We start from the raw sequence: 24,487 nt of genomic DNA on the forward strand, positions 1-24,487 counted from the left end.
GCGTACGTCACCTGACGGTGCCGTCCAGGGCGGCGGAGAGCGCTCCCCGGGAGGTGACGCCGAGCTTGGGGTAGATCCGGTGCAGATGCGTGCTGATCGTCCGGTGCGAGAGGTACAGCTTCTGTCCGATCTCGCGGTTGGTGAGGCCCTCCGCCGCCATCTGCGCGATCTGCAGCTCCTGCGGGGTGAGCAGCTCGCTCGCCCTGGCCACCCGCCCACGGCTCGTCTCCCCCGAGGCGCGCAGCTCCGAGCGCGCCCGGTCACCCCAGGCGACCACGCCCAGCGCGTCGAACGCCTCCCGGGCCGCGCGCAGGTGGGCCCGTGCCTCGGCCGGGCGGCGCTGGCGGCGCAGCCACTCGCCGTAGGCCAGCAGCAGGCGGGCCCGGGCGAACGGCCAGCGCGCGAGGTCGGCGCGCAGCGCGATGAGGAACGGTTCCTCCTCGGCCGCCATCAACGCCCGGGCGTAGCGCAGGTTGATGTGCAGCGCCGGTGACGGGGTGCGCGACCCGACCTGCTCCAGGTCGACGAGCAGCGCGCGGGCCTCGTCGTTGCGTCCGCTGCGCACCGCGGCCTCGACGACGTCGCCGACCGAGAAGCAGCGGGTGAGGTGGTGGTAGGCGGGGTCGGCCGGGTCGTGGACGCGGCGCAGGTGCTCGAACGCGTCCGAGTACCGTCCGACGCCGAGGGCCGACGCGCCCCGGGCCAGCTGCACCATCGTCAGCACCGGGCGGACACCGGCCGGCAGGGCACGGCGTTCGACCTCCCCGGCGATCTGCTCGCACTCGTCGTGGTCACCGCGCATCGCGGCGATGAGCGATTCGCGCGAGCGGGCCAGCAGCGCGATGGTCGGCTGCGCGGTCTCGGTGGAGAGCCGGACGGCCTCCTGAGCGCTGGTGATCGCCACCCCCAGGTCCATCACCTGCAGCGCGCACCAGGCCTGAATGCTCGTCGCGCGGGCCAGCAGGGCCAGCCGTCCCTGCGCCCGCAGCCCGGCGATCGCCGTCGTCTGCATCGCCAGCCCGACGTCGAACGCGCCGAGCGCGATCGCGGCGTTCCCGACCAGGCGGGCCACGGCCGGGTCGCCGGCCGCGCGGTCGGCCGCCCGGGCCAGGTGGTCGTGGATCGCCCGGCCGCGCTCGATCGGGGCGACGTGGCCGAGGATCGCCAGCAGCCGCCCGTCGGCGGGGTCGGGGCTGAGGCTCTCGGCGGTCGCGGCGAGGCGCTCGCGGACGGCGTCGCCGGGTTCGGCGAAGAAGCACCGGATCGCGGCCCGGTAGAGGATCTTCATCGCCAGGTCGACGTTCCCGGCGGCGGCGACGCGTTCGGCGAAGTCGGCCTGTCTGCGCACGTCGGCGACCAGGTCGTGGATGCCGTCGTCGTCGGCGTCGGAGATCCAGGCGGCCAGCGTGCGCTGGGCGTCGGAGAGTTCGAGCGACTCGGCCTGACCGAGCAGGCGGGCGACGTCCTCGCGCCGGCCCAGTTCGGTCGCCAGGTCGGCGGCGCGCAGCAGCCGGTCCGCGCGCCGGGCCGGGGTGGCGCTCAGCCGGGCGGCGCGCTCGTAGGCCTGCACCGCGGTCTCGACCCCGCCGCGGCGCAGCGCCCGCTCGCCGGCGGCGTCCAGCTCGGCGGCGACGTCCTCGTCCGGGCCGACGACCGACGCGCCGCGGTGCCAGGCGCGCCGCTCGATGTCGTCGTCGAGTACCCGGGCCAGCGCCGCGTGGGCCTCGTGGCGTTGCCCGGCGGTGGCGCGCTGCACGACCGCGGAGCGGACGAGCGGGTGCCGGAAGCGCAGCCGGCCGTCGCCGAACTCGATGAGTCCGACCCGGACGGCCGGCAGCAGATCGTCGACGGTGCGCCCGGGGCCGCCGGCGGCGAGCACCTCGGCGAGCGAGTCGCTGGCGTTGAGCGCGGCCAGCAGCAGCAGGTTCAGCGTGTCCGGCGCCAGCCCCGCGGTGCGGGCGCCGAAGGCCCGCTCGAGCCGCTCGGGCAGCCGCAACCAGTTGGTCGCGTCCATCGCCGCCGGTCCCGCCGCGACCGGCCCCGACCCGACCGGCCCCGACCCGACCGGCCCCGACCCGACCGGCCCGGCCGGAGCCACCGCGGGCGGGCCGGACGTGGGAGGGCCGGACGTGGGCGGGCGAAAGCGGAGGCGGGCCGGGCCGACCGGGAGCTGGGTCAGGGCGACCGGCAGCTCGACGAGCGCCAGCGGGTTACCGGCCGCCTCGTCCAGCACGCGCCGGCGCGCCACCGGCGACAGCGCCGGGAACCGCGCGTCCAGCAGCACGGCCGCGTCCGCGCCGGAGAGCGGCGGGAGCTCCAGCGCACGCACGTCGTCGAACGGCCCCGGATACCCGTCGCGGACCGCGGCCAGCAGCACTATCGATTCGAGCTCCACCCGCCGGGCGAGGAACGCGAGCACGTCCGCGCTCTCCGAGTCCAGCCACTGCGCGTCCTCGACGATCACGACCGCCGGGGCGGCGTCCGCCACCAGGTTCAGCGTCGCCAGCGCGACCAGGAACAACTCGGGCACCGGCGCGTCGATCCGCCCGAGCGCGGAGTGCACCGCCGACCGCTCCGGCGGGGCCAGCGCGTCGATCCGGTCGCGCAGCGGGCGCAGCAGCTGCTCCAGCCCGCCGAACGCCACCGGCGCCGCCGACTCGACGCCGGTCGTCCGCAGCACCCGGGCGCCCGCGGCCCCGGCCAGCCGCACCGCCTCGGCCAGCAACGTCGATTTGCCCAGCCCCGGCTCACCCCGGACCACGAGCGCGCCGCCCTCGCCCGGGAGCCGGTCGACCAGCTCGGCGACGACCCGCCGCTCCGTGCCCCGCCCGACCAGCTCCGGATCGTGCGGTGCCCCCATGCGGTGGAATCTACTCGGCGCCGTCACGCCCCGAAGGCGGCGGCGAGGATCTCGCGGAACTCCGGGGCCGGGAGACCCTCGCGGTCACGCAGGTAGGCGGTCATCAGGCTCGACGCCACCTCGGCGAGCGCCGCCGGATCGCCCGGCCGCACCTCCCCCGCGGCCTGCCCGTCGCGGAGGATGTCGGCGAACAACGCCATCGCGCCGGAGAAGCCCTCACCGGACGGGCTGAGCTCGCGCGGGGTGTCCTCCCCCGGCGAGGCCAGCCGGATCGTGAGCCGCCCGTAGGAGGGGTAGCGATCGAAGAACGCACCGATCGCGTCGACCACCGCGACCAGACCACCGACGCCGGGTGCGACGGCGGCGCGCATGTCGGCGAACAGCGCCGGACCGCGGCGGTACATGACCGCCTGCAGCAGCTCCTCCTTGCTGCGGAAGAACTGGTACAGCGCGCCGACCGAGAACTCGCAGCGCTCGGCCACGCGCTGCAGGCTCGTCGCCCGGTACCCGTGGTCGCCGAACAGCTCCTCGGCGGTGTCCAGGATCTGCTCCCGGCTGGTCGCCACCCGGCGGCGGCGCCGCAGCTCCCGCGGACCGGTCATGCCGCGAACGCCCGGGCGACGATCTGCCGGAAGTCCGCCTCGGCGAGCGTCGGGCCCGCGCCGGCCAGCGCCGGGTCGACGCGGTGGTAGGCGCTCACCATGCTCGACAGCAGCCGGGCCAGCGCCTGCGGGTTGCCGGCGCGGACGGTGCCGGCCCGCTGCCCCGCGGTGATGACGGCCGCGTAGAGGTCCATCGCGACCCGGTAGTTCGCCTCGAACACGTGGTACCCGGCCGGGGCGTCGGAACCGGCGGAGTAGACGCGCGCCGACAACCGGCCGAAAGCCGGGTACCGGCGGTGGAACGCCACGATCGTGTCGACGAGCCCCAGCAGGTCACCGGCGGCGCGCATCTCGGCGAGCTGCACCAGCCCGCGCCGCTCCATCACCGCGCGCAGCAGCTCCTCCTTGTTGCGGAAGAACTGGTACAGCGCCCCCACCGAGAACTCGCAGCGCTCGGCCACCTGCTGGAGGCTCGTCGCGCGGTACCCCTGGTCGCCGAACAGCTCCTCGGCGGTGTCCAGGATCTGCTCCCGGCTCGTCGCCACGCGGTGCTGCCGCCGGAGTTCTCGTGGGCTGAGAGGCACGGTTTCAGTCTGCCACTACCGATATCGCCCGCTCGGGGCACGCCGCGGCGCCCTCCTCGGCGTCGCGTTGCCGGGCGGCCGGGATCGGCCCCGGCGGCACCACGTGGCCCAGCTCGTCGAGGTCGTAGACGTCCGGCGCGACGAAGTGGCACAGCGCGTGGCCCATGCACGCCCGCGCGTCGACCGCGGCGCGCATCAGACGTGCCAGTCGTAGAGCTTGAGGTACGCCCCGGCGTCGACACGCATCTGCATGCCGGTGACGTAACGCGACTCGTCGGACGCGAGGAACACGACCATCGCCGAGATGTCGCCCGGCTCGACGTAGGGCACGGCGAAGCCCTGCATCGTCGGGAAGATCTCCTCGGCCTGCTCCCGGGTGGGGTTCTCCAGGTCGGGACGGAACGCCCGGTACATCGGACGGCTGTGCAGCATGTCCGTGTTGCAGTTGGTCGGGTGCACCGCGTTGACCCGGATGTTGCGCGGGATCACGGTGCGGCCGAGTTCGTGGACGTAGCTCGCGAGCGTCCGCTTGGCCCACATGTAGCCGGTGCCACCGGGATCACCGCCGGGGTTGCCGGACGTCTCGTTCGAGATCATCGCGGCGATCGAGCCGGTCGCGATGATCGAGGCGCCCGCGCCGAGGTGCGGCAACGCGGCCTGCATCGTGTTGATCGACCCGATCAGGTTCACGTCGATCACGTCCGACCAGGCCTGCAGCTTCGGCCGGCCGGACATCGGTGCGATCCCGGCGTTGGCGACGACGACGTCCAGGTGGCCCAGCTCGGCGACGCCCTCGGCCAGCACCGCGCGTAACGCGGCCGGATCCCGGGTGTCGGCCGCGCGCGCCACGATCCGGCGGTCGAGGGCCTCGACCTGACGCACGGTCTCGGCGAGGTCCTCGGGGGTGGCGAGCGGGTAGTCGACCGTGCCGATGTCCCGGCAGAGGTCCACCGCGACGATGTCCGCGCCCTCCTCGGCCAGCCGCACCGCATGGCTGCGGCCCTGCCCCCGGGCCGCCCCGGTCACGAACGCGACCTTGCCGTCCAGACGTCCCATCATCGACCTCCCGGACGAGCGATCGTCTTGATCTCGAGGAAGTCCTCGAGGCCCTCGGTGCCCCACTCGCGGCCGACGCCGCTCTGCTTGTAGCCGCCGAACGGCGACTCCGGGTCGAACCACTGCGCGCCGTTGACGCCGACCGTGCCGGTACGCAGCCGGCGGGCCACCGCCATCGCGCGCTCCTCGTCGGCGCCGAACACCCCGGCGGACAGGCCGTACGGGGTGCCGTCGGCGATCGCGACGGCCTCGTCGACCGACGAATACGGAATGATCGCGACGACCGGCCCGAACACCTCCTCCTGCGCCAGCCGGGAGTTCGGGTCCACGTCGCTGAAGAGCGTCGGCTCGACGAAGTAGCCGGGCCGGTCCGGGGCGCCTCCCCCGGCGAGCAGCCGGGAGTCCTCGCGCCCGAGCGCGTAGTAGGAGAGCACCCGTTCCTTCTGACGCGCGCTGATCAGCGGCCCCATGATGTTCGACGGGTCCTGCGGGTCGCCCCACGGGATCCCGGCGAGCGTCGCGACCGCGATCTCCTCCGCCTCGGCCAGACGGGAGCGCGGCACCAGCAGCCGGGTCAGCAGCACGCAGCCCTGACCGGCGTGCACGCACACCCCGAAGACGACGCTTCCGACGGCCGCGGCCAGGTCGGCGTCGGGCAGCACGACCGCGGCGGACTTGCCGCCCAGCTCGAGCGTCACCCGCTTCACCGTCGGGGCCGCGTTCGCCATCACCCGCCGCCCGGTCACGGTCGATCCGGTGAACGTCACGTGGTCCACGGCGGGATGGGTGGTGAGCAGCGTGGCCACGTCCACCGACGCCGTCGTCAGCACGTTGAACACGCCCGGCGGGACGTCGGTCCGCTCGGCGACGATCCGGCCCAGCTCGGTCGCGCTCCACGGCGTCTCGGGCGCGGGCTTGAGCACCACCGTGCAGCCGGCCGCGAGCGCGGCGGAGGCCTTCGCGAGGTTCAGGTACACCGGGAAGTTCCACGGGGTGATCGCCGCGACCACGCCGGCCGCCTCACGCCGGACCGTCCGCCGGGTGGGGCTGCCGAAGATGTCCTTGACCGGGAGTTCCCGCTCGAACGGGTAGTCGCCGAGCAGTCCGATGTAGTGCGACAGGTAGTCGATCGGGCCGTCGAGCTGCGTGATGTGCGTGGTGAAGCGCGGCGTCCCGGACTCCGCGATCACGGTCTCGCGCAGGGCGTCGGCTTCGGTGCGCAGTGCGTCCTGCAGCTGGATCAGGCACCGGCGCCGGAAGGCGGGATCGGTGGCCCAGGTGGTGGTGTCGAAGGCCCTCCGCGCCGCCGAGATCGCGTTCTCGGCGTCGGTGGGCGTGGCGTCGGGGGCGACCCCGATGACCTCTTCGGTCGCCGGGTTCACGTTCTCGAACTCGGCGCCGTCGGAGGCGCCGACGAGCGCGCCGTCGATCAACAGGCTCACGACACACGCTCCCCGGGGGTGAACCGCACCGGCAGCTCCTTCACCGCGTACACCGCGGACGCGTCGCCGAAGCGGACCGCTTCCCCGGCCGGCGCGAAGTCGGGCAGCCGGGTCAGGATCTGCTCGATCATCACGCGGAACATCACCCGCGCGTGGTTGGACCCGAGGCACCGGTGCTGGCCGACGCCGAACGCCATGTGCCGGTTGGGCCAGCGCTCCAGGTCGATCTCGGCCGGCTCCGCGAATGCCTTCGGGTCACGGTTGGCCGCGGCCCAGAGCAGCAGCGCCCGGTCGCCCTCGGCCAGCCGGACGCCGTGCCAGTCCGCGTCGCGGCTCACCGTGCGGGCCAGGCCCTGGGTGGGGCTGCCGTGGCGCAGGAACTCCTCGGTGGCCAGACGCATGGTCTCGGGGTGCTCGATCAGCCGCTGCTTGAGCTCGGGGCGCTCGATCAGGCGCAGCAGCGAGTTGCCGGTGAGACCGCTCGTGGTGTCCATGCCGCCGAACAACAGCAGCAGCAGATACCCGAACTGCTCCTCGACGCCGAGCGGGCGCCCGTCCACGGTGCCGTTCAGGATGCTGCCGACGAGATCGTCGGTCACGGCCTCGTCGCGCCGCCCGAGCTCGGCGAAGATCAGGTTCGTGACCTGTTCGGTCGCCTCGTCGCGCGTCATCCCGTACTCGTCGCCGTGGATGAACGTGTGGATCACCCGCACCCAGTCGGGCCAGGGCTTCTCGTCCCAGCCCAGCAGGCGCAGGATCACCCGGGCCGGCAGCGGCGTGGTGAGCTGCGCGACGAGGTCGGCCTCACCGGACTCGACGAACTCGTCGATCAGCTCGTCGGCGATCGCGCGGATCTCGGGGATCATCGCCTCGGCCCGGGCCGGCGACAGGAACCGCGCGGTGAGCGACCGCATCGCGCCGGTCAGCGGCGGGTCGGTGTGGATCGGCGGCAGGATCGCGGCCAGGCCCGCGCCGCTCTCCCCGGCGTGGAACGGGATGTTGACGCCCGGCGTCGAGGTGAACAGGTCGTCGTCGCGGGTGGCGTCGAACACCGACTCGTAGTCGGTCAGGGCCCAGAACCCGCCGTTCTCGGTCGACCAGGCGACCGGGCACCGGCCGCGCAGCTCGTCGTAGGTCGTGTAGACCGTGTCCCGGAACTCGACGCCGTGGACGTCGAGCGTGATCTCCGGACGCGGATCGGTCGTCGTCATCGAAGCGGTTCCTTCCCCGATTCCCGGATGCCGACCAGTGGGACAGCAGTACTCTGAATCTGCGTTCACCATACTGACGCAGCATTCAGAGTGAGACCGTTCGGAGGAATTCATGTCGCCGTCGGCCGTGGTCGTCGACCGTCGGGAGTTCACCGTCCACGTCGGAGACGTGCCGCTGTCCGGCCTGATGGCGATCGCACCGGAGGCCCGTTCGACGATCGTGGCCGTGCACGGTGCGGTAGCACGCGGCACCTACTTCGACGGACGCGCTCCCGGTCAGTCCCTGGTCGAGACGGCCGTGGCCCTGGGGCACACCGTGCTCGCGCTGGACCGCCCGGGGTACGGGGCTTCCGGTGAGTTCGTCCGCGGCTCGTCGCGTTCCGAACGCGCGGCCCTGTACTGCGCCGCGGTCCGGGAAGCGCTGGCCCGGCACGGCGCGACGGGTCCGCGGCTGGTCGTCTCGCACTCGGCCGGCGCCGCGCAGGCCGCCGTGCTGGTGACCGGAGGGCTCGAGGGCGTCGTCGGCTGGGAGCTGTGCGGGAGCGGGTTGCGTCACGCTCCGGTGGACTTCTCCTCCGGGCCGGCACCACGGCACGCGCACACCGGAGACTCCATCCGGGACCTGATCTGGGGTGCGGAGGAGCTGTACCCGCCCGGTGGAATGAACACCGGATTCCGGCGCGGCGACTCGATCCGCGCGGAGCCGGGCGACGCCGAGGCGTGGCAACGGGAGCTCCCGTCGGTGGCCGCCCGGGTCCGCGTCCCGGTCCGGCTGACCTTCGGGGAGCTCGACCGGATCTGGGATCACACGCCGGAGGCGACGACGGAGCTCGCCGCCACGTTCACCCGCGCGCCCCGGGTGGTGACGAACCTGCAGCCGGGCGCGCCCCACAACATGAGCCTGGCCCACGCCGCGCGGGCGTACCACCTGGGCGTGCTGGCGTTCGCCGAGCAGTGCCTCCTCGGGGCCGAAAGCCGCGATCGCCTGGGCTAACATTCGCGGACCCCCGCTCCCGGAGGCCGGATGACCGACTGGCTCACCACCACGATCGACCGACAGCTCGCGGACGAACAGGTGCTGCGCGACCCGCGCCGTCTGCGCAAACTCCTTCGCGCGGCGCGCGCCGACGCCACTCGCCCGGGCGGAGGCGACCCCACCCACCGCTGGTCGAACCGGTGGAAGGCGTGCTGGGCCTACTGGGATCTGACGTCGGACGCCGGACCGCTCCGGAAGTGCCTCGAAGCCACCGACGCCGCCGTCGACCGTGCGCGCACGCCGGAGGGCGCCGGCGCCCTGCGTCAGGTTCTCGCGCACAATCTGCTCCGGCACCACGAGACGCTCGGCGACGACACGGCGCTGGACGAGGCGCTCGAGATCCTCGTCGCGCTCACACCGCACTCCGGGAACACCGCGACGGCCGGTTACCTCATGCTGGCGGACCGGGCCCTGGTGAGCTCGGCGGCCCGTCCTTCGTCCCGCCGCGACGTGATCGCCGAACGCTTCGTGGACCTGCTGACCGACGTCGCGAGCGGTCTCGCCGAGGCGTACTTCGCTTTTCAAGCCACTCACCACGACCTGGACGCCGTGACGCGAGCGCTCGGCCTGCTCGACCGGTTCGCCCCGCGGCCCGGGCCGGGCGAGGCGGTGACCGGGCCGGCTGACGCGCGGAGCCGCTGCGGCCATGCGCTCGCCGGAGGGCTCGGGCTCGTCGCCCGGGCCGAAGCGGCCAGCCTCGCCGCGGATCTGGACGAGGGCATCCGTCGGCTGGAACTGGCGCTCTCGCTGGGCACCTCCCCGGACTGCCGGCCGGCGCGCATCCGCCGCTATCTGGCGGGCGCTCACGCCCTTCGTTTCCAGCGCGACGGCCGTCCCGCCGACCTCACCGCGGCGATCGAGACGCTGACCCACGACACGATGACCGCCGACGGGACGAGCGCTGACCGGCTTCTCCTGATGCGACTGTGGTGGCATCGCTACGAGGCGACCGCCGAACTCGACGACCTCGATCGAACCATCGCCGCCGGACAGGATCTGCGGCGCGCGCAAGACCTGGAACCGGAGACCCGCACGAGCCTGCTGGGCGAGCTGCGTCGCATTCTTTTCGCTCGTCGCCTGTACCGGGACACCCCGGAGATCAGGGCGGCGATCGACGAACTGGCCTCGGAGAGTCAGCTCTTCGATCCGCCGCCGGAGTGGGTCGACCGGCTCGCGTGGATACGGACGTACGACGACGAACCTGATGCGGGAGGTCCACTTCCGACGGCGCCCGGCGCTCGTCGCGTGCTGTATCTGCGCACGTTCCGTGACACCGCCGCGGACGTTCACGTCCTCCGTCATCTCGCGGCGGCGCTGAAGCCGGAAGACCGGATCATCATCGTCGGGAACGAGCACGAGGACGAGATCATGTCGGCCGCCGCCGACCGCATCCGGCGGGCCCCGTCGACCGAGTCCGACTGGATCCGAAAGGTCCATCAGCACATGGCGACGGCCGACGCTGTCGTCGTTCACCTCGCGCCGAAAGCGGAGCTCTTGCCCCGGGTGCCCCGTCCCCGGCCGGTAGCCCGCCGCCCGGAGACCGCGGAGGCGTTTCTCGCCGCGATCCAGCGGCACGAGGCGTCGCCCGCCGGTGCCATTCCGACCGGCGCTGGCCTGCTCCGCGAACTCGGATACCTCGAACGGCTCGGCCGGCTCGACCGGACGACGGTCGTCGCGGACAACCGGCACTACCCTCTGCTCGGCGAGCGGGTGATGAACGCCTACCTGAACAGCGGCGGCCATCTCTACCGCCGGAGCGACGGACTGCCCAGCGCCCCGCGGGTCTCGGGGTTGGAACGGCAACTCGCACCGCTGCTGCAGAACGCACGCGGCGTGACGTTCACCCCGGGGGCGGACGGGCCGCTGTCGCCGGCCTTCGTTCGCGCGCTGGCCCGCAGCGTGGTCGACAGCATCGGTGCTCGACGGCCGACGACGAGGGCGACCCGGCGAGCCGCGCTCGGCGAACTGCCGCTGGGGGTCTCGCCCCGCCCCCGGCGCCTCCACCCCGACCACGAGCCGAAGACGATTCGGTACACACCGATCGAGAAGCTGCTCTTCATCCCGGCGGGGGCGCTGGTCGAGGTAGACCCGGCCGTGGTGCGCCGGTACTGCGACGACGACGTCGTCGCCGACGGGTGCCCACGCTGCGGCGGGCCGTTCGAGGACATCTTCTTCTTCACGCGCCATCTCCACGATCCACGCGCCACCGATCCCGCTTCGCGCTACGTGAAAGGCCGATGCCAGCACTGCAACCGAACCAGCGACTTACGCGCCCCGGACAACTTCGACTGACCTCACCCCGGGAACCGGTAGAGCGTGCGCGCGTTGGTCTCGACGATCTTGCGGGCCTCGTCGTCGGGTACGTCGGCGAGCGCGTCCTCCAGCAGTTTGCGGGTGTGCGGCCAGTTGCTGTCGGAGTGCGGGTAGTCGCTCTCGAACATGATGTTGTCGACGCCGATCGAGTGGCGCAGTGCGAGCCCGGCCTCGTCGGCGATGAAGCAGCCATAGATGTGCTCGCGGAACAGTTCCGACGGCCGCTTGTCGGGGTTCACGCCGGTCCAGTACTTGTGCCGGCCCCACGAGTAGTCGGTGCGCTCCAGGATGTACGGGATCCAGCCGATGCCGCCCTCGGAGAGCGCCACCTTGAGGCCCGGGAACTTGTAGAACACCTCGGAGATCAGCAGGTCGACCGTCGCCATCATCGAGTTGATGCCGAACAGCGCGATGCCGATGAAGAAGTCGCCGTCCTTGGCCAGGCCCTTCGGCATGCCGCCCGAGCCGAAGTGCAGCGACAGCGGGAGGGACGCCTCCTCGCAGACGGCGAAGATCCGGTCCCAGTGGTCGGTGTGGTAGCTCGGCAGCCCCACCTTGTGCGGTGCCTCCAGGAACGTCACCGACCGGGCGCCCTTCGCCGCGGTGCGCTCGATCTCCCGCACCGAGGCCTCGACGTCCCAGAACGGCACCATCACCAGCGGGATCTGCCGGTCGGGCGCGTAGGCGCACCACTCGTCGAGGATGAAGTCGTTGTAGGCGACGATGCAGGCCTCGGCCAGCTCCTTGTCCTTGGCGATCTGGAACGTGCTGCCGGCGAACCCGCCGAAGTTCGGGAAGCACAGCTGCGCCCAGACACCCTCGACGTCCATGTCCTTGATGCGCTGCGCGATGTCGTAACAGCCCGGCAACATGTCGTCGTAGCTGCGCGGGTCCATCCCGAACTCGCGCGGGTGCTTGCCGGCCACCGCGTTGAGCGCGAAGTTGCCCGACTGCCTGCCCTCGTAGATCCAGGTGTCGTTGCCGTCGGGCAGCTTCACGATGCGCGGGGCCTCGTCCTGCCACTTCGCCGGCAGCCGGTCGAGGAACACCCGCGGGTGCTCGATGACGTGGTCGTCGACCGAGATGATCTTCGCGTCCTTGGGAAGCATCGGAACTCTCCTAGTCCGAGGCGGGTAATGGCTTGGCGTCCTGGCGGGTCACCGGGCGGCCGTCGACCTCGACCGGGCCCGGACCGCCGCGCGTGCAGAGCAGTTGCAGACCGCTCTCGGCGTCGGTGTAGCGCTTGCCGAGCAGCAGCGGGTCGGCCCCGGGAGCGGCGCCCTCGGTGGCGACCGACCCGGCCGGCACCATCGGTGCCCCGCCGCAGAACACCGCCACCGCCTGCTTCGGCGGGCGGACCACCAGCACCTCGGTCGAACCGGTCACGCTGGTCCATCGGCTTCCGGCCTTCATGAGCGCTCCTTCACCAACAACAGGCAGCTGGACGGCGTGAGCCCGCCGCTGGAGACCACGGCGACCTCCGCGCCGGGCACCTGCCGGTCGCCGCCGTGCCCGCGCAGCTGGGTGACGGCCTCGTGCAGCAGGCCGAACCCGTGGGTACGCCCGTGGGAGAGCTGGCCGCCGTGGGTGTTGAGCGGCAGCTCGCCGTCGAGCGCGATCCGCTTGCCGCCCTCGAGGAAACCGGCGGCCTCACCGATGCCGCAGAAGCCGAGCCCCTCCAGCCAGGACAGGCAGTTGAACGTGAACCCGTCGTAGAGCTCGGCCACGTCGACGTCGGCCGGCGTGAGGTCGGTGCGGCTCCACAGGTGCGCCGCGGAGCCCAGCACCTGCGGCTCGTGGGTCAGCGTGCTCTGGTCCCAGCTCACCCGCTCGGTGATCTGGGTGCCGGCCGCGGCGAAGCGCACCGGCGGCTGACGCAGGTCCTTCGCGACGTCGGCCCGGGAGATCACAAGCGCGACCGACGCGTCGCACGGCACGTCGCAGTCGTAGAGCCCGAACGGCGTCGTGATCGTGCGGGCCGAGAGGTAGTCGTCCATCGTCAGCGGCGTGCGGTAGATCGCGGTGGGGTTGCGTGCGGCGTTGGCGCGGGCGTTGAGCGCGATCCAGCCGAGCGTCTCCCGCTCCACGCCGTAGCGGTGCAGGTAGTGCGACGCGGTGATCGCGAGGGGGTGCGCGGCCGACGGCGCGCCGACCGGCAGGTGGAAGTCCATCGGCGGCCCGACGCGGCCCCCTCCGCTGTAGCGCAGGCGCCCGGAACGCAGCAACTCGGTGTGGGTGGCCTGCCAGACCGTACGGTAGACGAGCACGTGCCGGCAGAGCCCGGCGGCGACCGCGAGCATCGCCGCGACCACCGAGCCGCCCGGCCCGGGCACCTCGGCGCCGCCGTTGTACCAGACCGGCCGGAGCCGCAGCGTCTCCTCGAGCAGCGTGAGCCCGCCCTCGGAGAACCCGCCCGGCACCGCTCCGCCCGGGTAGGTGGCCAGCCCGTCGATGTCGTCGAACGTCAGCCCGGCGTCGTCGACGGCGGCGCGGCAGGCCTCGACGGTCAGCGCGAGCGGGTCGGCCATCAGGCGCCGCCCGATCCGGCTGGTGCCGATGCCGGTGACCGCGGACCTCTCCTCGTAGCGGTCCGCCGACACCGGTGGCCGGGCCGTCCGGCGCACCACCGCGGGGTCGTCCTCCAGCGGCGGCAACGGCCGCGGCGCGCCGTCGACCCGGAACTCCGGGATCCACACGTCCTTGGCCCGGACGAACTCCACCGCGACCGGTGCACCGATCACCGCGCCGTCGCCGACGACGTTCTCCGCTCCGCGGACGCGGCCGGTGACGCGCACCCGGTGGTCCTCGTCCAACGCCACCGCGGCGAGCGTGTACGGCTCGGTCGGCTCCGGACCCCACTGCTGATGGTTGACGGTGACGCCGACGATCTGGCCGCGGCCGGAGAGCTCCACGACGTCGAGGTCGGTGCTCCGGCAGCGGTGGCAGGCCGGCCGCGGCGGATGGATCACCGCGTCGCAGGCGGTGCAGTGCCGCATCCGGAGCACACCGTCCGCACCGGCCGTCCAGTAGAACTCGTTCTCGGGGGTGACGAGGGGCAGCGGCACGTCACACCGCCCCGCGCTCGGCGAGGCCGGCGATCTCGTCCCAGGAGTACCCGAGTTCGAGCAGGACCTCCTCGGTGTGCTGCCCGACCTCGGGCGCCGGGGTCAGCGGCGGGGCCGCGCCGTCGAACTGCACCGGGTTGCTGATCAGCGGGAACTCCAGGTCACCCTTGCGGACGGTCTGCGCGTACGCGTTGGCGGCCGCCTGCGGGTCCTCGGCGACCTCGTACGGCGTCTGGACGACGGCCCAGGCGCCCTCCAGCCCGGCCAGCACCGACCGCCACTCGGCCAGGTCGCGGGCCGCGAACTCGTCGTCGAGCAACCCGACCAGCTCGCGGCGCCGCAGGTAGCGGGCGGTCGCGTCGGGGAAGTCGGCCACCCACTCCGGCCGGCCGACCGTGTGGCAGAAGTCCGGCCAGTACCGGTCGGACTGCAGCATCATCAGCTGCACGAACCGCCCGTCGCGGGTGCGGTAGTTGGCCACCAGGGGGTTCGGCGTCTTGCCCCGGGCGTTGCGCGGCACCGGCGTCGTGATGCCGTAGGAGCGCGCGCTGATGATCTCCGCCGACATCAGCCACATGCCCAGGCCCAGCAGCGACACGTCCACGACCGACGTCTCGCCGGTGCGCTCGCGGCGCAGCAGCGCCGCGGCGATGCCCCCCGCGATGGTCTGCCCACCGGCCAGGTCGTTGTAGGCCGCGGGCTGGACGACCGGGTACTCGCCGGGCGGCGTGATCACGCTGGCCACCCCCGACCGCGACCACACCGCGGCGCTGTCGAACGAGCCGCGGTGGCTGTCGGGGCCGGCCGGGCCGTGCGAGGAGCCGCGCACGTACACGATCGACGGGTTGACCGCCCGGATGTCCTCGACGTCGATGCCGACCTTGCGCCGCGCCGGCTCCAGCCAGTTGGTCAGGAACACGTCGGACCCGGCCGCGAGCTTGAGCAGGACCTCGCGCCCGCCGGGCGATTTCAGGTCGATCGTGACGCTGCGCTTGTTCCGGTTGGGCTGCTCGATCAGGTAGTTGACGTTGTCCGCGTCGCCGCCCATCAGCGCGGACGCGACCAGCCCGCGCTGCGGGTCACCGGACCCCGGCTGCTCGACCTTGACGACGTCGGCACCCCAGTCGGCGAGGACCGCTCCGGCGGCGGGGACGAACGTCCACGCGGCGACTTCCAGGACCCGGATGCCCGTCATGACTCCTGTCATGCGGCCCACCGTACGCCGGTCCGTGAATCCTCGTTCAGTGTTCTGAAGATCCGATTTCAAGAACACGTTCTACCGACTTGTTGGCCTTGTCACACCGTGAAAGATGTGTAAACTCCGGTTCACCAATCCGGGGGTTCCACCCCGTTCTACGAGACGACGTCAGCCCGCGCACTCTCTCTCGTACGAGGCGATCAATGTCGACATCGTTGTTGCATGCCCCGCCCCTGATGCCGGAATTACTGGCCACCGCGCTCAACCGCTACGACGACCGGCCCGCGGTCCTCGTCGACGGGCAGACCGTCACCTACCGCGGCTACCGGGAGGCGGTCAGCCGCTGGTCGCAGGCCTACCGGTCGATCGGCATCGGGCCCGGCGACGGCATCTCGATCCTCGCGCGCAACCGTCCGGAGGTGCTGTTCGCCACCGGCGCGTCCACGATGGTCGGTGCGCGTGGCACACCGCTGCACCCGCTGGGCTCGCTCGACGACCACGCCTACGTGCTGGAGAACGCCGACATCCACACGCTGGTCTTCGACCCGGCGCTGGAAGAGCACGTCGCGGCGCTGAAGGACAGAGCGCCCGGGCTCAAGCGCCTGCTCGCGCTCGGCCCGTCGTCGATCGCCGAGAACATCGCCGACCTCGCGGCCGGGTTCACCCCGGAGGAACGGCTGGTCGCCCCGGTCGTCGACGCCGAGGACGTCTCGTCGATGTCGTTCACCGGCGGCACCACCGGGCGTCCCAAGGGCGTGCTCATCTCCTACCGCGGCGGCGCGGAACTGACCCGCATCCAGATGGCCGAGTGGCAGTTCCCGGCCGAGATGCGGTTCCTGATCGCCGCTCCCCTCTCGCACGCGGCGGGCGCGTTCACGCTCCCGGTGCTGCTGGCCGGCGGCTCGTTCGTCGTGCTGCCCGGCTTCACCCCCGGTGGGTGGATCAAGGCGGTCGAGGAACACCGCATCACCGCGACGATGATCGTGCCGGCGATGCTCTACGCGATCCTCGACCACCCCGACCTGGCCGGCGCCGACGTGTCCAGCCTGGAGACCGTGTTCTACGGCGCCTCGGCCGCGTCCCCGGCCCGGCTGGCGCAGGCCATCGAGCGGTTCGGCCCGGTGTTCTTCCAGTTCTACGGGCAGAACGAGGCGCCAATGACGATCACCGTGCTCCGCAAGGAGGAGCACACCCCCGACAAGCTGGCCACCTGCGGGCGCCCGGTGCCCTGGGTCCGCGCCGCGCTGCTCGACGAGAACTGCGAGCCGGTCGCGCCGGGTGAGCCCGGCGAGATCTGCGTCCAGGGCGCGCTGGTGATGAACGGCTACAACAAGCTGCCCGAGGAGACCGCCGAGGCGTTCCGGGGCGGCTGGCTGCACACCGGTGACGTGGCCCGCGAGGACGCCGACGGCTACTGGACGATCGTCGACCGCACGAAGGACATGATCGTCTCCGGCGGCTTCAACGTCTTCCCCCGCGAGGTCGAGGACGTGCTCACGACGCATCCCGACGTGTCCGCGGCCGCCGTGATCGGCGTTCCCGACGAGAAGTGGGGCGAGGCGGTGAAGGCAGTGGTGGTGCCCCGCCCGGGCGCGACGATCGACGAAGCCGCCCTGATCGCGCTGGTCCGCGACGCCAAGGGCCCGATCCACGCGCCGAAGTCCATCGACCTCGCCGAGTCGATCCCCCTCACGCCCGTCGGCAAGGCCGACAAGAAGGCACTCCGCGAAAAGTACTGGGCCGGCTCCGCGCGTCGCGTCGGCTGACGTCTCCCCCTCCGAGAAGGAGCAACGATGCTCACGTACGACACGTTCTACATCGGGGGCGAGTGGGTCGCCCCCGCCGGGAACTCGGTGTTCGACGTCATCTCCCCCGCGTCCGAGGAACTCGTCGGACGCGTGCCGGAGGCGTCGAACGCCGATGTGGACGCGGCCGTCGCCGCGGCCAGGAAGGCGTTCGACGAGGGCCCGTGGCCGCGCACGTCCGGGGCCGAGCGCGCCGACGCGATGGCGCGCCTGTCGGGGATCATCAACGAGCGCCTCGAGGACTTCGCGCGCACGATCAGCACCGAGATGGGCTCGCCGCTGCAGTTCTCGCGGATGGGTCAGGTGCTGGCGGCCACGATGGCGCTCGACTTCTTCACCGGGCTGGCCCGCGAGACGCAGTGGGAGGAGACCCGCGCCGGGCTGCTCGGCCCCACCGTCGTGCGGCGCGCCCCGGTCGGTGTCGTCGCGGCGATCGTGCCGTGGAACGTGCCGATCTACGTCAGCATGCTGAAGCTGGCCCCGGCGCTGGCGGCCGGCTGCACGGTCGTGCTCAAGCCGGCCCCGGCCAGCCCGCTCTCGGCGCAGCTGCTGGCCGAGGCGATCGAGGCCGCCGGTATCCCGGCCGGTGTGGTCAACGTGGTGCCGGCCGACCGGGCCGTCGGGGAGTACCTGGTCACGCACCCGGGGATCGACAAGGTCAGCTTCACCGGCAGCACCGCGGCCGGGCGTCGCATCGCGAGCCTGTGCGGCGAGAACCTGCGCCGGGTGACGCTCGAGCTCGGCGGCAAGTCCGCGGCCGTCCTGCTGCCCGACGTCGACCTCGCGTCGGCGCTGCCGCAGGTCGTCAACGTCGGGCTAATGAACAACGGCCAGGCGTGCGTCGCCCAGACCCGCATCCTGGCTCCGCGCGACCGGTACTCGGAGATCGTCGAGGCCGTCGTCGCGCAGGTGGCCGCGCAGGTCGTCGGCGACCCGCTGGCCGAGGAGACGCACATCGGCCCGCTGGTCAGCGCCGGTCAGCGGGAACGGGTCGAGGGGTACCTCGCGGCCGGCCGGAAGGAGGGCGCCACGGTGGCGCTCGGCGGTGGCCGGCCGAAGGGCTTCGACCGCGGCTGGTACGTCGAGCCGACCGTCTTCTCCGACGTCGACAACAGCATGACGATCGCTCAGGAGGAGATCTTCGGGCCGGTCCTGTCGGTGATCCCCTACGGCGACGTCGACGACGCGGTGAAGATCGCGAACGACTCGCGCTACGGGCTGTCCGGTTCGGTGTGGACCGCGGATCCGGAGGCCGGGCTGGACATCGCGCGCCGGGTGCGTACCGGCACGTTCAACGTCAACACGTTCATGTTGGAGAACTGCGCGCCGTTCGGTGGCTTCAAGGAGTCCGGCCTCGGCCGGGAGCTCGGCCCCGAGGGTCTCGCCGCCTACATCGAGTACCAGTCCGTGAACCTCCCCGCGTAGGAGCGTGCGTCAATGAAGACGAAGGCCGCTGTTCTCTGGGACCGCAACCAGCCGTGGAGCATCGAGGAGGTCGACCTCGACCCGCCGAAGGCCGGCGAGGTGCTCGTCAAGCTGATCCACACCGGCATGTGCCACTCCGACGACCACGTCGTCACCGGGGACATGCCGGCGATCACGCCGATCGTCGGCGGCCACGAGGGGGCCGGCATCGTCGAGGAGGTCGGCGAGGGCGTCACGGCGCTGAAGCCGGGTGACCACGTCGTCCCGATGTTCATCCCGGCGTGCGGGCAGTGCCGGTGGTGCGCGCAGGGCCGGTCGAACCTGTGCGACGTCGGCGGCACGCTGATGATGGGCATCGGGCTGGACGGCACCACGCGTCTGCACGCCCGCGGGCAGGACGTCTACACGATGTGCTTCCTGTCGACGTTCAGCCAGTACGCGGTGATGAACGCGCACTCGCTGGTGAAGATCCCGGACGACATCCCGCTGGACGCCGCGGCCCTCGTCGGGTGCGGCGTGACGACCGGCTACGGCTCGTCGGTGCACACCGCGAAGGTGCAGCCGGGCGAGACCGTCGTGGTCGTCGGCATCGGCGGGGTGGGCGCGGCGGCCGTGCAGGGCGCCCGGATCGCCGGTGCGGAGCAGATCGTCGCGGTCGACCCGGTCGAGTTCAAGCGGGAGCAGGCGAAGATCTTCGGCGCCACGCACACCGCCGCCAGCGTCGAGGAGGCCATCGAGCTGGTCCGCTCGATCACCCCCGACGGGATGATGGCCGACGCGGCGATCTACACCGTCGGCGTGGCCCGGGGCCCGGAGATCGCCGGGCTCATGACGCTGGTCTCCAAGGGCGGCCGGGTCGTGGTCACCGCGGTGTCGCCGATGGAGGACACCCAGGTCACGATGTCACTGTTCGAGCTGACGATCTGGCAGAAGGAGCTGCGCGGCACGCTGTTCGGCGCCGCGAACGGCCGCAAGGACATCCCGCAGCTGCTCCGCCTCTACCAGTCCGGCCAACTGCTGCTCGACGAGATGATCACCAACCGGTACACGCTCGAGACGATCAACGAGGGCTACAAGGACATGCACGCCGGGGTGAACATCCGCGGGGTGATCGACATTGAGCACGGTTGAGACGCCGCAGCTGACGGTCGGCGCCTTCTGGGGCGCCGACCCGCACGCCGGGTTGACGTGGCTGCGCGCGAACGACCCGGTCCACTGGGACGAACACGGCCAGGTGTGGGGGCTCACCCGCTACGCCGACGTCAAAGAGGCGTCGCTGCACCCGGAGTTGTTCTCCAACGCCGGCGGCATCCGGCCCGACCAGGACGCCACCCCGATGCTCATCGACCTCGACGACCCGGCGCACCTCCGCCGCCGCAAGCTGATCAGCAAGGGGTTCACGCCGCGGCGGGTCGCCGACCAGCGGGCCCGCATCGACCAGGTGACGCACGCGCTCATCGACAAGGTGTGCGAGCGCGGCTCCTGCGACTTCGTCTGGGACCTGGCCGCCTGGCTGCCGCTGATCGTCATCGGTGACCAGCTCGGGGTGCGCGGCGACCAGTACGAGAACCTGCTGCGGTGGTCGGACGACATGATGCGCGGCCAGGGCACGCAGGACCCGGGGCTGCTGGAGAAGATGATGGTCGCCGCCGCGGAGTACGGCGAGTACATCTATCCGATCCTGGCCGACCGGCGGGAGAACGGCGGCGACGACCTGATCGGCGTGCTGGTGCGGGCCGAGGTCGACGGGCAGCGGCTCGACGACGACACGCTCTACTTCGACTCGCTGCTGCTGCTCATCGGCGGTGACGAGACCACCCGCCACGTCATCACCGGTGGGCTCTACCAGCTGCTGCGCGACCGCGAGCAGTGGGAGCGGCTGCGTGCCGACCGGTCGCTGCTGCCCGGCGCGATCGAGGAGATGCTGCGCTGGGTCAGCCCGATCCGGAACATGAACCGCACGGTCACTCGCGATCTGGAGTTCCGCGGCAAAAAGTTCCGCGAGGGCCAGAACGTCCTGCTGCTCTACCCGTCGGCGAACCGCGACGAGGCCGTGTTCGAGGATCCGTTCCGGTTCGACATCACGCGGAGCCCGAACAACCACCTGGCGTTCGGCGTCGGGGCGCACTTCTGCCTGGGCAGTTCGCTGGCCCGGCTGGAGCTGGAGTCGATCTTCACCGCGCTGCTCGACCGGCTGCCCGACCTCGCGCTGGCCGTCGACGCCGAGCCCGAGCTGCGGCCGGCGACGTTCGTCAGCGGCTACGAAGGCCTGAAGGTCACGTTCTCGCCGACCGCACCGCATGGTGTATCCCTCTGAGGGCGCGCGGCGCGCGCCCTGGTCGGGGCGCGCGCCGTCCACCGACGCGCACGACAAGATCGTCGACGCGACGGTCGACTGCATCCGGCAGTACGGCCTGGAGCGGACGTCGATCAGCTCGATCGCGGTGGCCGCGGGGGTCTCGCGGCCCACGGTCTACGCGTACTTCCCGTCGCGGGACGCGCTGGTCGCCGCGGCCATGGAGCGCTCGGCCGCGGCCGTGGCCGGCCGGGTCGTGGCGTCGGCGCGCCGCCGGGCCCGCACGCCGGCGGAGTTCGCGGTGGAGGCCCTCGTCGTCGCGCGCCGGGAGTTCCGCAAGGAGCCGGCGTTCTACCCGATCAGCCACGCCCGTACCGACCCGTGGGCGACCGACCAGCAGCTCACCGAGGAGTCGCTGGCGCTGACCCGCACGATCCTGGCGCCGATCGCGTCGTACGACGCGCGGCTCGAACCGCATCTGGACGAGATCACCGAGCTTCTCGTGCGCTGGCTGCTGTCGGTGCTGATGTACGACACGAAGCGGACGTCGTCCGAGGCGAAGCTGCGGGCGTACCTGCACCGGGTGGTCGCCCCGGTGATCGACACCTACGTGGCGTGAAGGTCGTCGGCCAGCAGGTCGAGGAAACCGTCGGCGATGCGGTAGACCTCGCTCATGCCGACGCCGTGGTAGATGGCCTGGGTGAGCATCGAGTGGATGATCGCCCACATCATCGTCGCGGAGTCCTCGGCGCGGCCAGGCCCGAGCACCGCGAAGTCCTCCACGAGGCTCGCCTGCGCCGCCTCGGCGAAGTCGGTGAGCAGCGCCTTCGCGTTCGGGTCGGTGCTGCTCTGCAGCAGTACGTGCACCTTGTAGAACTGGGGCTGCCGCTCGAACGCGGTGATCACGCCCCGGATGCGCGAGCGCAGGTGCTGCTCGGGGTTCTTCCGGCGGGTCCGGCGCTGCCCGGCCCGGCCCAGCGCCGACCACTCGAGCAGCACCGCCGCGTAGAGGTGCTCCTTGGAGGAGAAGTAGCGGTAGAGCGTGCCCAGCGCGACACCGGCCTCCTGAGCGACGTCGCGGATCTGGATGCGGTCGTACTCGTGCTTCTCGAGGAGCTGGAGCCCGGCGACGACGATCCGCTCCCGGCGCGCGAGTTGCCAGGCGGGCAGGCCCTCCACCGAGAGGCCACCTGCCGTCCCCTGCGCTTGCTCGGCCATCGTCCGCCCTCTGCTCGTCACTACCTCCGAAGCACGGTACTGGACAGGACGGGATCAACCACGTGGCAGGCGCAGGACACGTTCGGCGATGACGTTCAGCTGGATTTCGACCGTGCCACCCCCGATGAGCTGAGCGGGGACGTTGAGCGCGCGCCCGGCCACGTCCACGGCGCCGCCGCGCACCGCGGCCTCCGGCCCGATCAGCCCGAACGTCAGGTCGGCCGCGTCGCGGTGGAGCTGGGCCGAGGCGACCTTGGCGACGCTGGCCCCGGGGCCGGGCTGCTGGCCGGCGAGCCGCCGGAGCGTTTCGCGGACGGTGAGCGCGGACACCGCGGCCCCGTAGGCGTTCACGTGCGCGAGGGCCCGGATCGCGTCCGGACGGTGAGCGGCGCTCTTGTCGACGATCGTGCGCAGCGGCTCCTCGTCGGTGCTGCCGAGCGTCGCGCTTATCGACGTGCGTTCGTTGCCGAGCGTCGTCATCGTCAGGCGCCACCCCTCGCCGGGCGCGCCGACCAGGCAGTCGTCGGGAACGTCGACGTCGGTGAGGAACACCTCGTTGAACTCGGCGTTGCCGGTGGCCTGCCGCAGCGGCCGGACCTCGACACCCGGCGTGCGCAGGTCCACCAGGAAGTAGCTGATGCCGGTGTGCTTCGGGGCGTCCGGATCGGTGCGGGCCAGGCAGATGCCCCAGTCGGCGACGTGGGCGGCGGACGTCCAGACCTTCTGGCCGTTCAGCCGCCAGCCGCCGTCGACCTTGACCGCCCTGGTGGCCAGGCCGGCCAGGTCCGAGCCGGCGCCGGGCTCGCTGAACAGCTGGCACCAGACCAGCTCGCCGCGCAGGGTCGGACCGGCGAAGCGTTCGACCTGCTCGGGTGTGCCGTGGGCGAGGATCGTGGGCATCGCCCAGTCACCGATCACGATCGAGGGCGGGGTGACGCCGCGGCGGGCGAACTCCTCGGCGATGACGAGTTGCTGGATCGGCGTGGCTCCGAGGCCGTACGGCGCGGGCCAGTGCGGCGCGATCAGCCCGGCGTCGGCGAGGTGGGTTCGGCGGGGACCGGTGCGGTGGCCCGGCCGGTCGACGACGTCCTCGGGGAGCGCGGCCGCCGCGTCGATCGCGGCACCGACCCGCTGCCGGAGCTCGGGCTCCTCGTCGTCGAGCGCGACGCTGGTGCGGCGGCGGGAGGTGAGCGCGGCCTCCCCGAGCTCGGCGAGCCAGCCGCCGGTCGGGCCGGTGACCGACGCCAGGCTCATCGCGCGCCGCCAGTAGAGGTGGACGTCATGCTCCCAGGTGAACCCGATGCCGCCGAAGAGCGTCACGGCCTCCAGAACCGCGTCGGACGCCCGGCCGAGCGCGACGACGGCCGCGCCGCCGGCCGCCAGGCGCTGCTGGTCGAGATCCTGGTCGAGGCTGCGGACGGCGTCCCAGGCGGCGGCCGCGGCCAGTTCCGCGGCGACGAAGAGGCGGGCCGCCTTGTGCTTGACCGCCTGGAACGACCCGATCGCGCGCCCGAACTGCTCGCGGACCCGCGCGTAGTCCACGGTGGCCGCCACGGCCCAGGCCAGCACCCCGGCGGCCTCGGCCGCGCTGAGCGCGGTCACCAGGTAGCGCACCGCGTCGGCGTCGAGCGCGCCGAGCTCCGGCCCCGCGGTCACGCCGGTCAGGTCGAGCCGCCCCACGCCGCGGGTGAGGTCGACCCCCTCCTCCACCAGGACGTCGGTGCCGGCCGGATCGAGGCGCACCCAGACCGTGCGCGGCTCGGCCTGCGGGTCGACGCGGGCGGCGCCCTCGTCGGTGAGCACGACGCCGGTGACCGCGGCGTCGGCGACGGTGGCGCCCACGATCACGACGTCGGCGCCCGGCAGGCCGAGCACCGGGGCGCTGCGTCCGGTGAGGACCCAGCCGTCGTCGGAGGCGGTCGCGGTGATCCCCGCGTCGGGGTGCACCAGCGCGGCGGTGGCGCCGGCCGCCAGCGCGTCCAGCAGCCCGGCGCGGACGTCGCTCGCGGGCGCTCGGGAGACGACGGCGGACGCGAGCACGGTGGGGCCGAACGGACCGGGCAGCAGCCCGCGACCGGCCTCTTCGAGCACGACCGCGAGCTCGGCCAGGCCGCCTCCCTGCCCGCCGTGCTCCTCGGGCAGGTGCACGGCGTGCAGGCCCTGCGCGGTCAACGCGGCCCAGTGCGCGGGCTTCTCCCCCGCCGCCAGGGCCGCGGCCGAGGCCCGGGTTCCCGCGATCGGCGCGTGCCGCGCGACGAAGCCGCTCACCGCGGCACCGAGCTCGAGCTGATCTTCCGTCACCGCGATGGACATACGACCACCGTAAGTGAATTGGATTCTACTTGTACAGCAGAGACCATCTCAGATATACAAAAT

Annotated in this window: 20 protein-coding genes; 7 read left to right on the forward strand and 13 right to left on the reverse strand. The window is 72.4% G+C overall.

What is annotated here, in order from left to right:
• Window positions 1–7: 7 nt before the first annotated feature.
• The 7 genes from CRYAR_RS25680 to CRYAR_RS25710 are packed head-to-tail and all read right to left on the reverse strand — an operon-like array spanning window position 8 to window position 7,755.
• Window positions 8–2,860, reverse strand: a complete 2,853-nt coding sequence (locus CRYAR_RS25680; protein WP_035855721.1) for a helix-turn-helix transcriptional regulator — start codon at window positions 2,858–2,860, stop codon at window positions 8–10.
• A 23-nt stretch (window positions 2,861–2,883) separates the two neighbouring features.
• Window positions 2,884–3,462 carry a TetR/AcrR family transcriptional regulator gene (locus CRYAR_RS43635; RefSeq protein WP_051570951.1) on the reverse strand — a complete coding sequence of 193 codons (579 nt, stop codon included), beginning with the start codon at window positions 3,460–3,462 and terminating at the stop codon, window positions 2,884–2,886.
• Window positions 3,459–4,046 (reverse strand): TetR/AcrR family transcriptional regulator, encoded by a 588-nt coding sequence (locus CRYAR_RS43640; protein WP_084700946.1) that lies wholly within the window; start codon window positions 4,044–4,046, stop codon window positions 3,459–3,461. Before CRYAR_RS43640 ends, CRYAR_RS43635 begins: the two co-directional genes overlap by 4 nt.
• A 4-nt stretch (window positions 4,047–4,050) precedes the next feature.
• Window positions 4,051–4,242 (reverse strand): ferredoxin, encoded by a 192-nt coding sequence (locus CRYAR_RS25695; RefSeq protein ID WP_035855723.1) that lies wholly within the window; start codon window positions 4,240–4,242, stop codon window positions 4,051–4,053.
• Entirely contained in the window at window positions 4,242–5,102 is an 861-nt protein-coding gene (locus CRYAR_RS25700; RefSeq protein ID WP_035855725.1) for a mycofactocin-coupled SDR family oxidoreductase, read from the reverse strand. Before CRYAR_RS25700 ends, CRYAR_RS25695 begins: the two co-directional genes overlap by 1 nt.
• Window positions 5,102–6,544, reverse strand: a complete 1,443-nt coding sequence (locus CRYAR_RS25705) for an aldehyde dehydrogenase family protein (protein WP_035855728.1) — start codon at window positions 6,542–6,544, stop codon at window positions 5,102–5,104. Before CRYAR_RS25705 ends, CRYAR_RS25700 begins: the two co-directional genes overlap by 1 nt.
• Window positions 6,541–7,755, reverse strand: coding sequence for a cytochrome P450 (locus tag CRYAR_RS25710; protein ID WP_035855730.1), 1,215 nt, complete (start codon window positions 7,753–7,755; stop codon window positions 6,541–6,543). The genes CRYAR_RS25705 and CRYAR_RS25710 overlap by 4 nt, the downstream gene beginning before the upstream one ends.
• A 112-nt stretch (window positions 7,756–7,867) precedes the next feature.
• On the opposite strand from CRYAR_RS25710, the gene CRYAR_RS25715 reads away from it, so the two are divergent.
• Both CRYAR_RS25715 and CRYAR_RS25720 read left to right on the forward strand, forming a co-directional pair.
• On the forward strand, window positions 7,868–8,749 hold the full coding sequence (locus CRYAR_RS25715) for an alpha/beta fold hydrolase (protein ID WP_051570953.1): 882 nt from the start codon (window positions 7,868–7,870) through the stop codon (window positions 8,747–8,749).
• A 30-nt stretch (window positions 8,750–8,779) separates the two neighbouring features.
• Window positions 8,780–11,083 (forward strand): hypothetical protein, encoded by a 2,304-nt coding sequence (locus CRYAR_RS25720; protein WP_035855732.1) that lies wholly within the window; start codon window positions 8,780–8,782, stop codon window positions 11,081–11,083.
• Window positions 11,084–11,085: 2 nt separating this feature from the next.
• On the opposite strand, the gene CRYAR_RS25725 is transcribed toward CRYAR_RS25720, so the two are convergent.
• From CRYAR_RS25725 to CRYAR_RS25740, 4 genes are read right to left on the reverse strand one after another with little or no spacing between them, the layout of a single operon-like run.
• Window positions 11,086–12,213: an amidohydrolase family protein gene (locus CRYAR_RS25725; protein WP_035855734.1), complete on the reverse strand. Its 1,128-nt coding sequence runs from the start codon at window positions 12,211–12,213 to the stop codon at window positions 11,086–11,088.
• Between the two features lie 10 nt (window positions 12,214–12,223).
• Window positions 12,224–12,517 carry a hypothetical protein gene (locus tag CRYAR_RS25730; RefSeq protein WP_035855736.1) on the reverse strand — a complete coding sequence of 98 codons (294 nt, stop codon included), beginning with the start codon at window positions 12,515–12,517 and terminating at the stop codon, window positions 12,224–12,226.
• Complete coding sequence (locus tag CRYAR_RS25735) at window positions 12,514–14,169, reverse strand: thiolase C-terminal domain-containing protein (protein ID WP_035855738.1); 1,656 nt, start codon at window positions 14,167–14,169, stop codon at window positions 12,514–12,516. Before CRYAR_RS25735 ends, CRYAR_RS25730 begins: the two co-directional genes overlap by 4 nt.
• 1 nt (window position 14,170) lies before the next feature.
• On the reverse strand, window positions 14,171–15,376 hold the full coding sequence (locus CRYAR_RS25740) for a CaiB/BaiF CoA transferase family protein (protein ID WP_035855741.1): 1,206 nt from the start codon (window positions 15,374–15,376) through the stop codon (window positions 14,171–14,173).
• A 227-nt stretch (window positions 15,377–15,603) separates the two neighbouring features.
• Here CRYAR_RS25740 and CRYAR_RS25745 point away from each other — a divergent pair, with 227 nt between their 5' ends.
• Genes CRYAR_RS25745 through CRYAR_RS25765 form a run of 5 tightly spaced genes read left to right on the forward strand, consistent with a single transcriptional unit; the run spans window position 15,604 to window position 21,512 of the window.
• Window positions 15,604–17,133: an AMP-binding protein gene (locus CRYAR_RS25745; RefSeq protein WP_245620501.1), complete on the forward strand. Its 1,530-nt coding sequence runs from the start codon at window positions 15,604–15,606 to the stop codon at window positions 17,131–17,133.
• Between the two features lie 27 nt (window positions 17,134–17,160).
• The gene (locus CRYAR_RS25750; RefSeq protein ID WP_035855745.1) at window positions 17,161–18,597 is read left to right on the forward strand and encodes an aldehyde dehydrogenase; all 1,437 of its coding nucleotides are present in this window, start codon (window positions 17,161–17,163) and stop codon (window positions 18,595–18,597) included.
• A 12-nt stretch (window positions 18,598–18,609) separates the two neighbouring features.
• Complete coding sequence (locus CRYAR_RS25755; RefSeq protein ID WP_035855748.1) at window positions 18,610–19,728, forward strand: NDMA-dependent alcohol dehydrogenase; 1,119 nt, start codon at window positions 18,610–18,612, stop codon at window positions 19,726–19,728.
• Window positions 19,715–20,914, forward strand: coding sequence for a cytochrome P450 (locus CRYAR_RS25760; RefSeq protein ID WP_035855749.1), 1,200 nt, complete (start codon window positions 19,715–19,717; stop codon window positions 20,912–20,914). Before CRYAR_RS25755 ends, CRYAR_RS25760 begins: the two co-directional genes overlap by 14 nt.
• Window positions 20,898–21,512 carry a TetR/AcrR family transcriptional regulator gene (locus tag CRYAR_RS25765; RefSeq protein WP_035855751.1) on the forward strand — a complete coding sequence of 205 codons (615 nt, stop codon included), beginning with the start codon at window positions 20,898–20,900 and terminating at the stop codon, window positions 21,510–21,512. The genes CRYAR_RS25760 and CRYAR_RS25765 overlap by 17 nt, the downstream gene beginning before the upstream one ends.
• Here the strand turns inward: CRYAR_RS25765 and CRYAR_RS25770 are convergent.
• On the reverse strand, window positions 21,500–22,111 hold the full coding sequence (locus tag CRYAR_RS25770; RefSeq protein ID WP_035855753.1) for a TetR/AcrR family transcriptional regulator: 612 nt from the start codon (window positions 22,109–22,111) through the stop codon (window positions 21,500–21,502). The two genes, CRYAR_RS25765 and CRYAR_RS25770, sit on opposite strands and share 13 nt — an antisense overlap.
• Before the next feature lie 54 nt (window positions 22,112–22,165).
• On the reverse strand, window positions 22,166–24,424 hold the full coding sequence (locus tag CRYAR_RS25775) for an acyl-CoA dehydrogenase family protein (RefSeq protein ID WP_035855754.1): 2,259 nt from the start codon (window positions 24,422–24,424) through the stop codon (window positions 22,166–22,168).
• Between the last annotated feature and the right edge of the window lie 63 nt (window positions 24,425–24,487).

The sequence above is a fragment of the Cryptosporangium arvum DSM 44712 genome (assembly GCF_000585375.1).
Classification (GTDB): Bacteria; Actinomycetota; Actinomycetes; order Mycobacteriales; family Cryptosporangiaceae; genus Cryptosporangium; species Cryptosporangium arvum.

Coding starts and splice junctions, on each gene's coding strand:
- CRYAR_RS25680 (WP_035855721.1), bottom strand. CDS start 2,860: ATGGGGGCACCGCACGATCCGGAGCTGGTCGGGCGGGGCACGGAGCGG.
- CRYAR_RS43635 (WP_051570951.1), bottom strand. CDS start 3,462: ATGACCGGTCCGCGGGAGCTGCGGCGCCGCCGCCGGGTGGCGACCAGC.
- CRYAR_RS25695 (WP_035855723.1), bottom strand. CDS start 4,242: ATGCGCGCCGCGGTCGACGCGCGGGCGTGCATGGGCCACGCGCTGTGC.
- CRYAR_RS25700 (WP_035855725.1), bottom strand. CDS start 5,102: ATGGGACGTCTGGACGGCAAGGTCGCGTTCGTGACCGGGGCGGCCCGG.
- CRYAR_RS25710 (WP_035855730.1), bottom strand. CDS start 7,755: ATGACGACGACCGATCCGCGTCCGGAGATCACGCTCGACGTCCACGGC.
- CRYAR_RS25715 (WP_051570953.1), top strand. CDS start 7,868: ATGTCGCCGTCGGCCGTGGTCGTCGACCGTCGGGAGTTCACCGTCCAC.
- CRYAR_RS25720 (WP_035855732.1), top strand. CDS start 8,780: ATGACCGACTGGCTCACCACCACGATCGACCGACAGCTCGCGGACGAA.
- CRYAR_RS25725 (WP_035855734.1), bottom strand. CDS start 12,213: ATGCTTCCCAAGGACGCGAAGATCATCTCGGTCGACGACCACGTCATC.
- CRYAR_RS25730 (WP_035855736.1), bottom strand. CDS start 12,517: ATGAAGGCCGGAAGCCGATGGACCAGCGTGACCGGTTCGACCGAGGTG.
- CRYAR_RS25740 (WP_035855741.1), bottom strand. CDS start 15,376: ATGACAGGAGTCATGACGGGCATCCGGGTCCTGGAAGTCGCCGCGTGG.
- CRYAR_RS25745 (WP_245620501.1), top strand. CDS start 15,604: ATGCCGGAATTACTGGCCACCGCGCTCAACCGCTACGACGACCGGCCC.
- CRYAR_RS25750 (WP_035855745.1), top strand. CDS start 17,161: ATGCTCACGTACGACACGTTCTACATCGGGGGCGAGTGGGTCGCCCCC.
- CRYAR_RS25755 (WP_035855748.1), top strand. CDS start 18,610: ATGAAGACGAAGGCCGCTGTTCTCTGGGACCGCAACCAGCCGTGGAGC.
- CRYAR_RS25765 (WP_035855751.1), top strand. CDS start 20,898: ATGGTGTATCCCTCTGAGGGCGCGCGGCGCGCGCCCTGGTCGGGGCGC.
- CRYAR_RS25770 (WP_035855753.1), bottom strand. CDS start 22,111: ATGGCCGAGCAAGCGCAGGGGACGGCAGGTGGCCTCTCGGTGGAGGGC.
- CRYAR_RS25775 (WP_035855754.1), bottom strand. CDS start 24,424: ATGTCCATCGCGGTGACGGAAGATCAGCTCGAGCTCGGTGCCGCGGTG.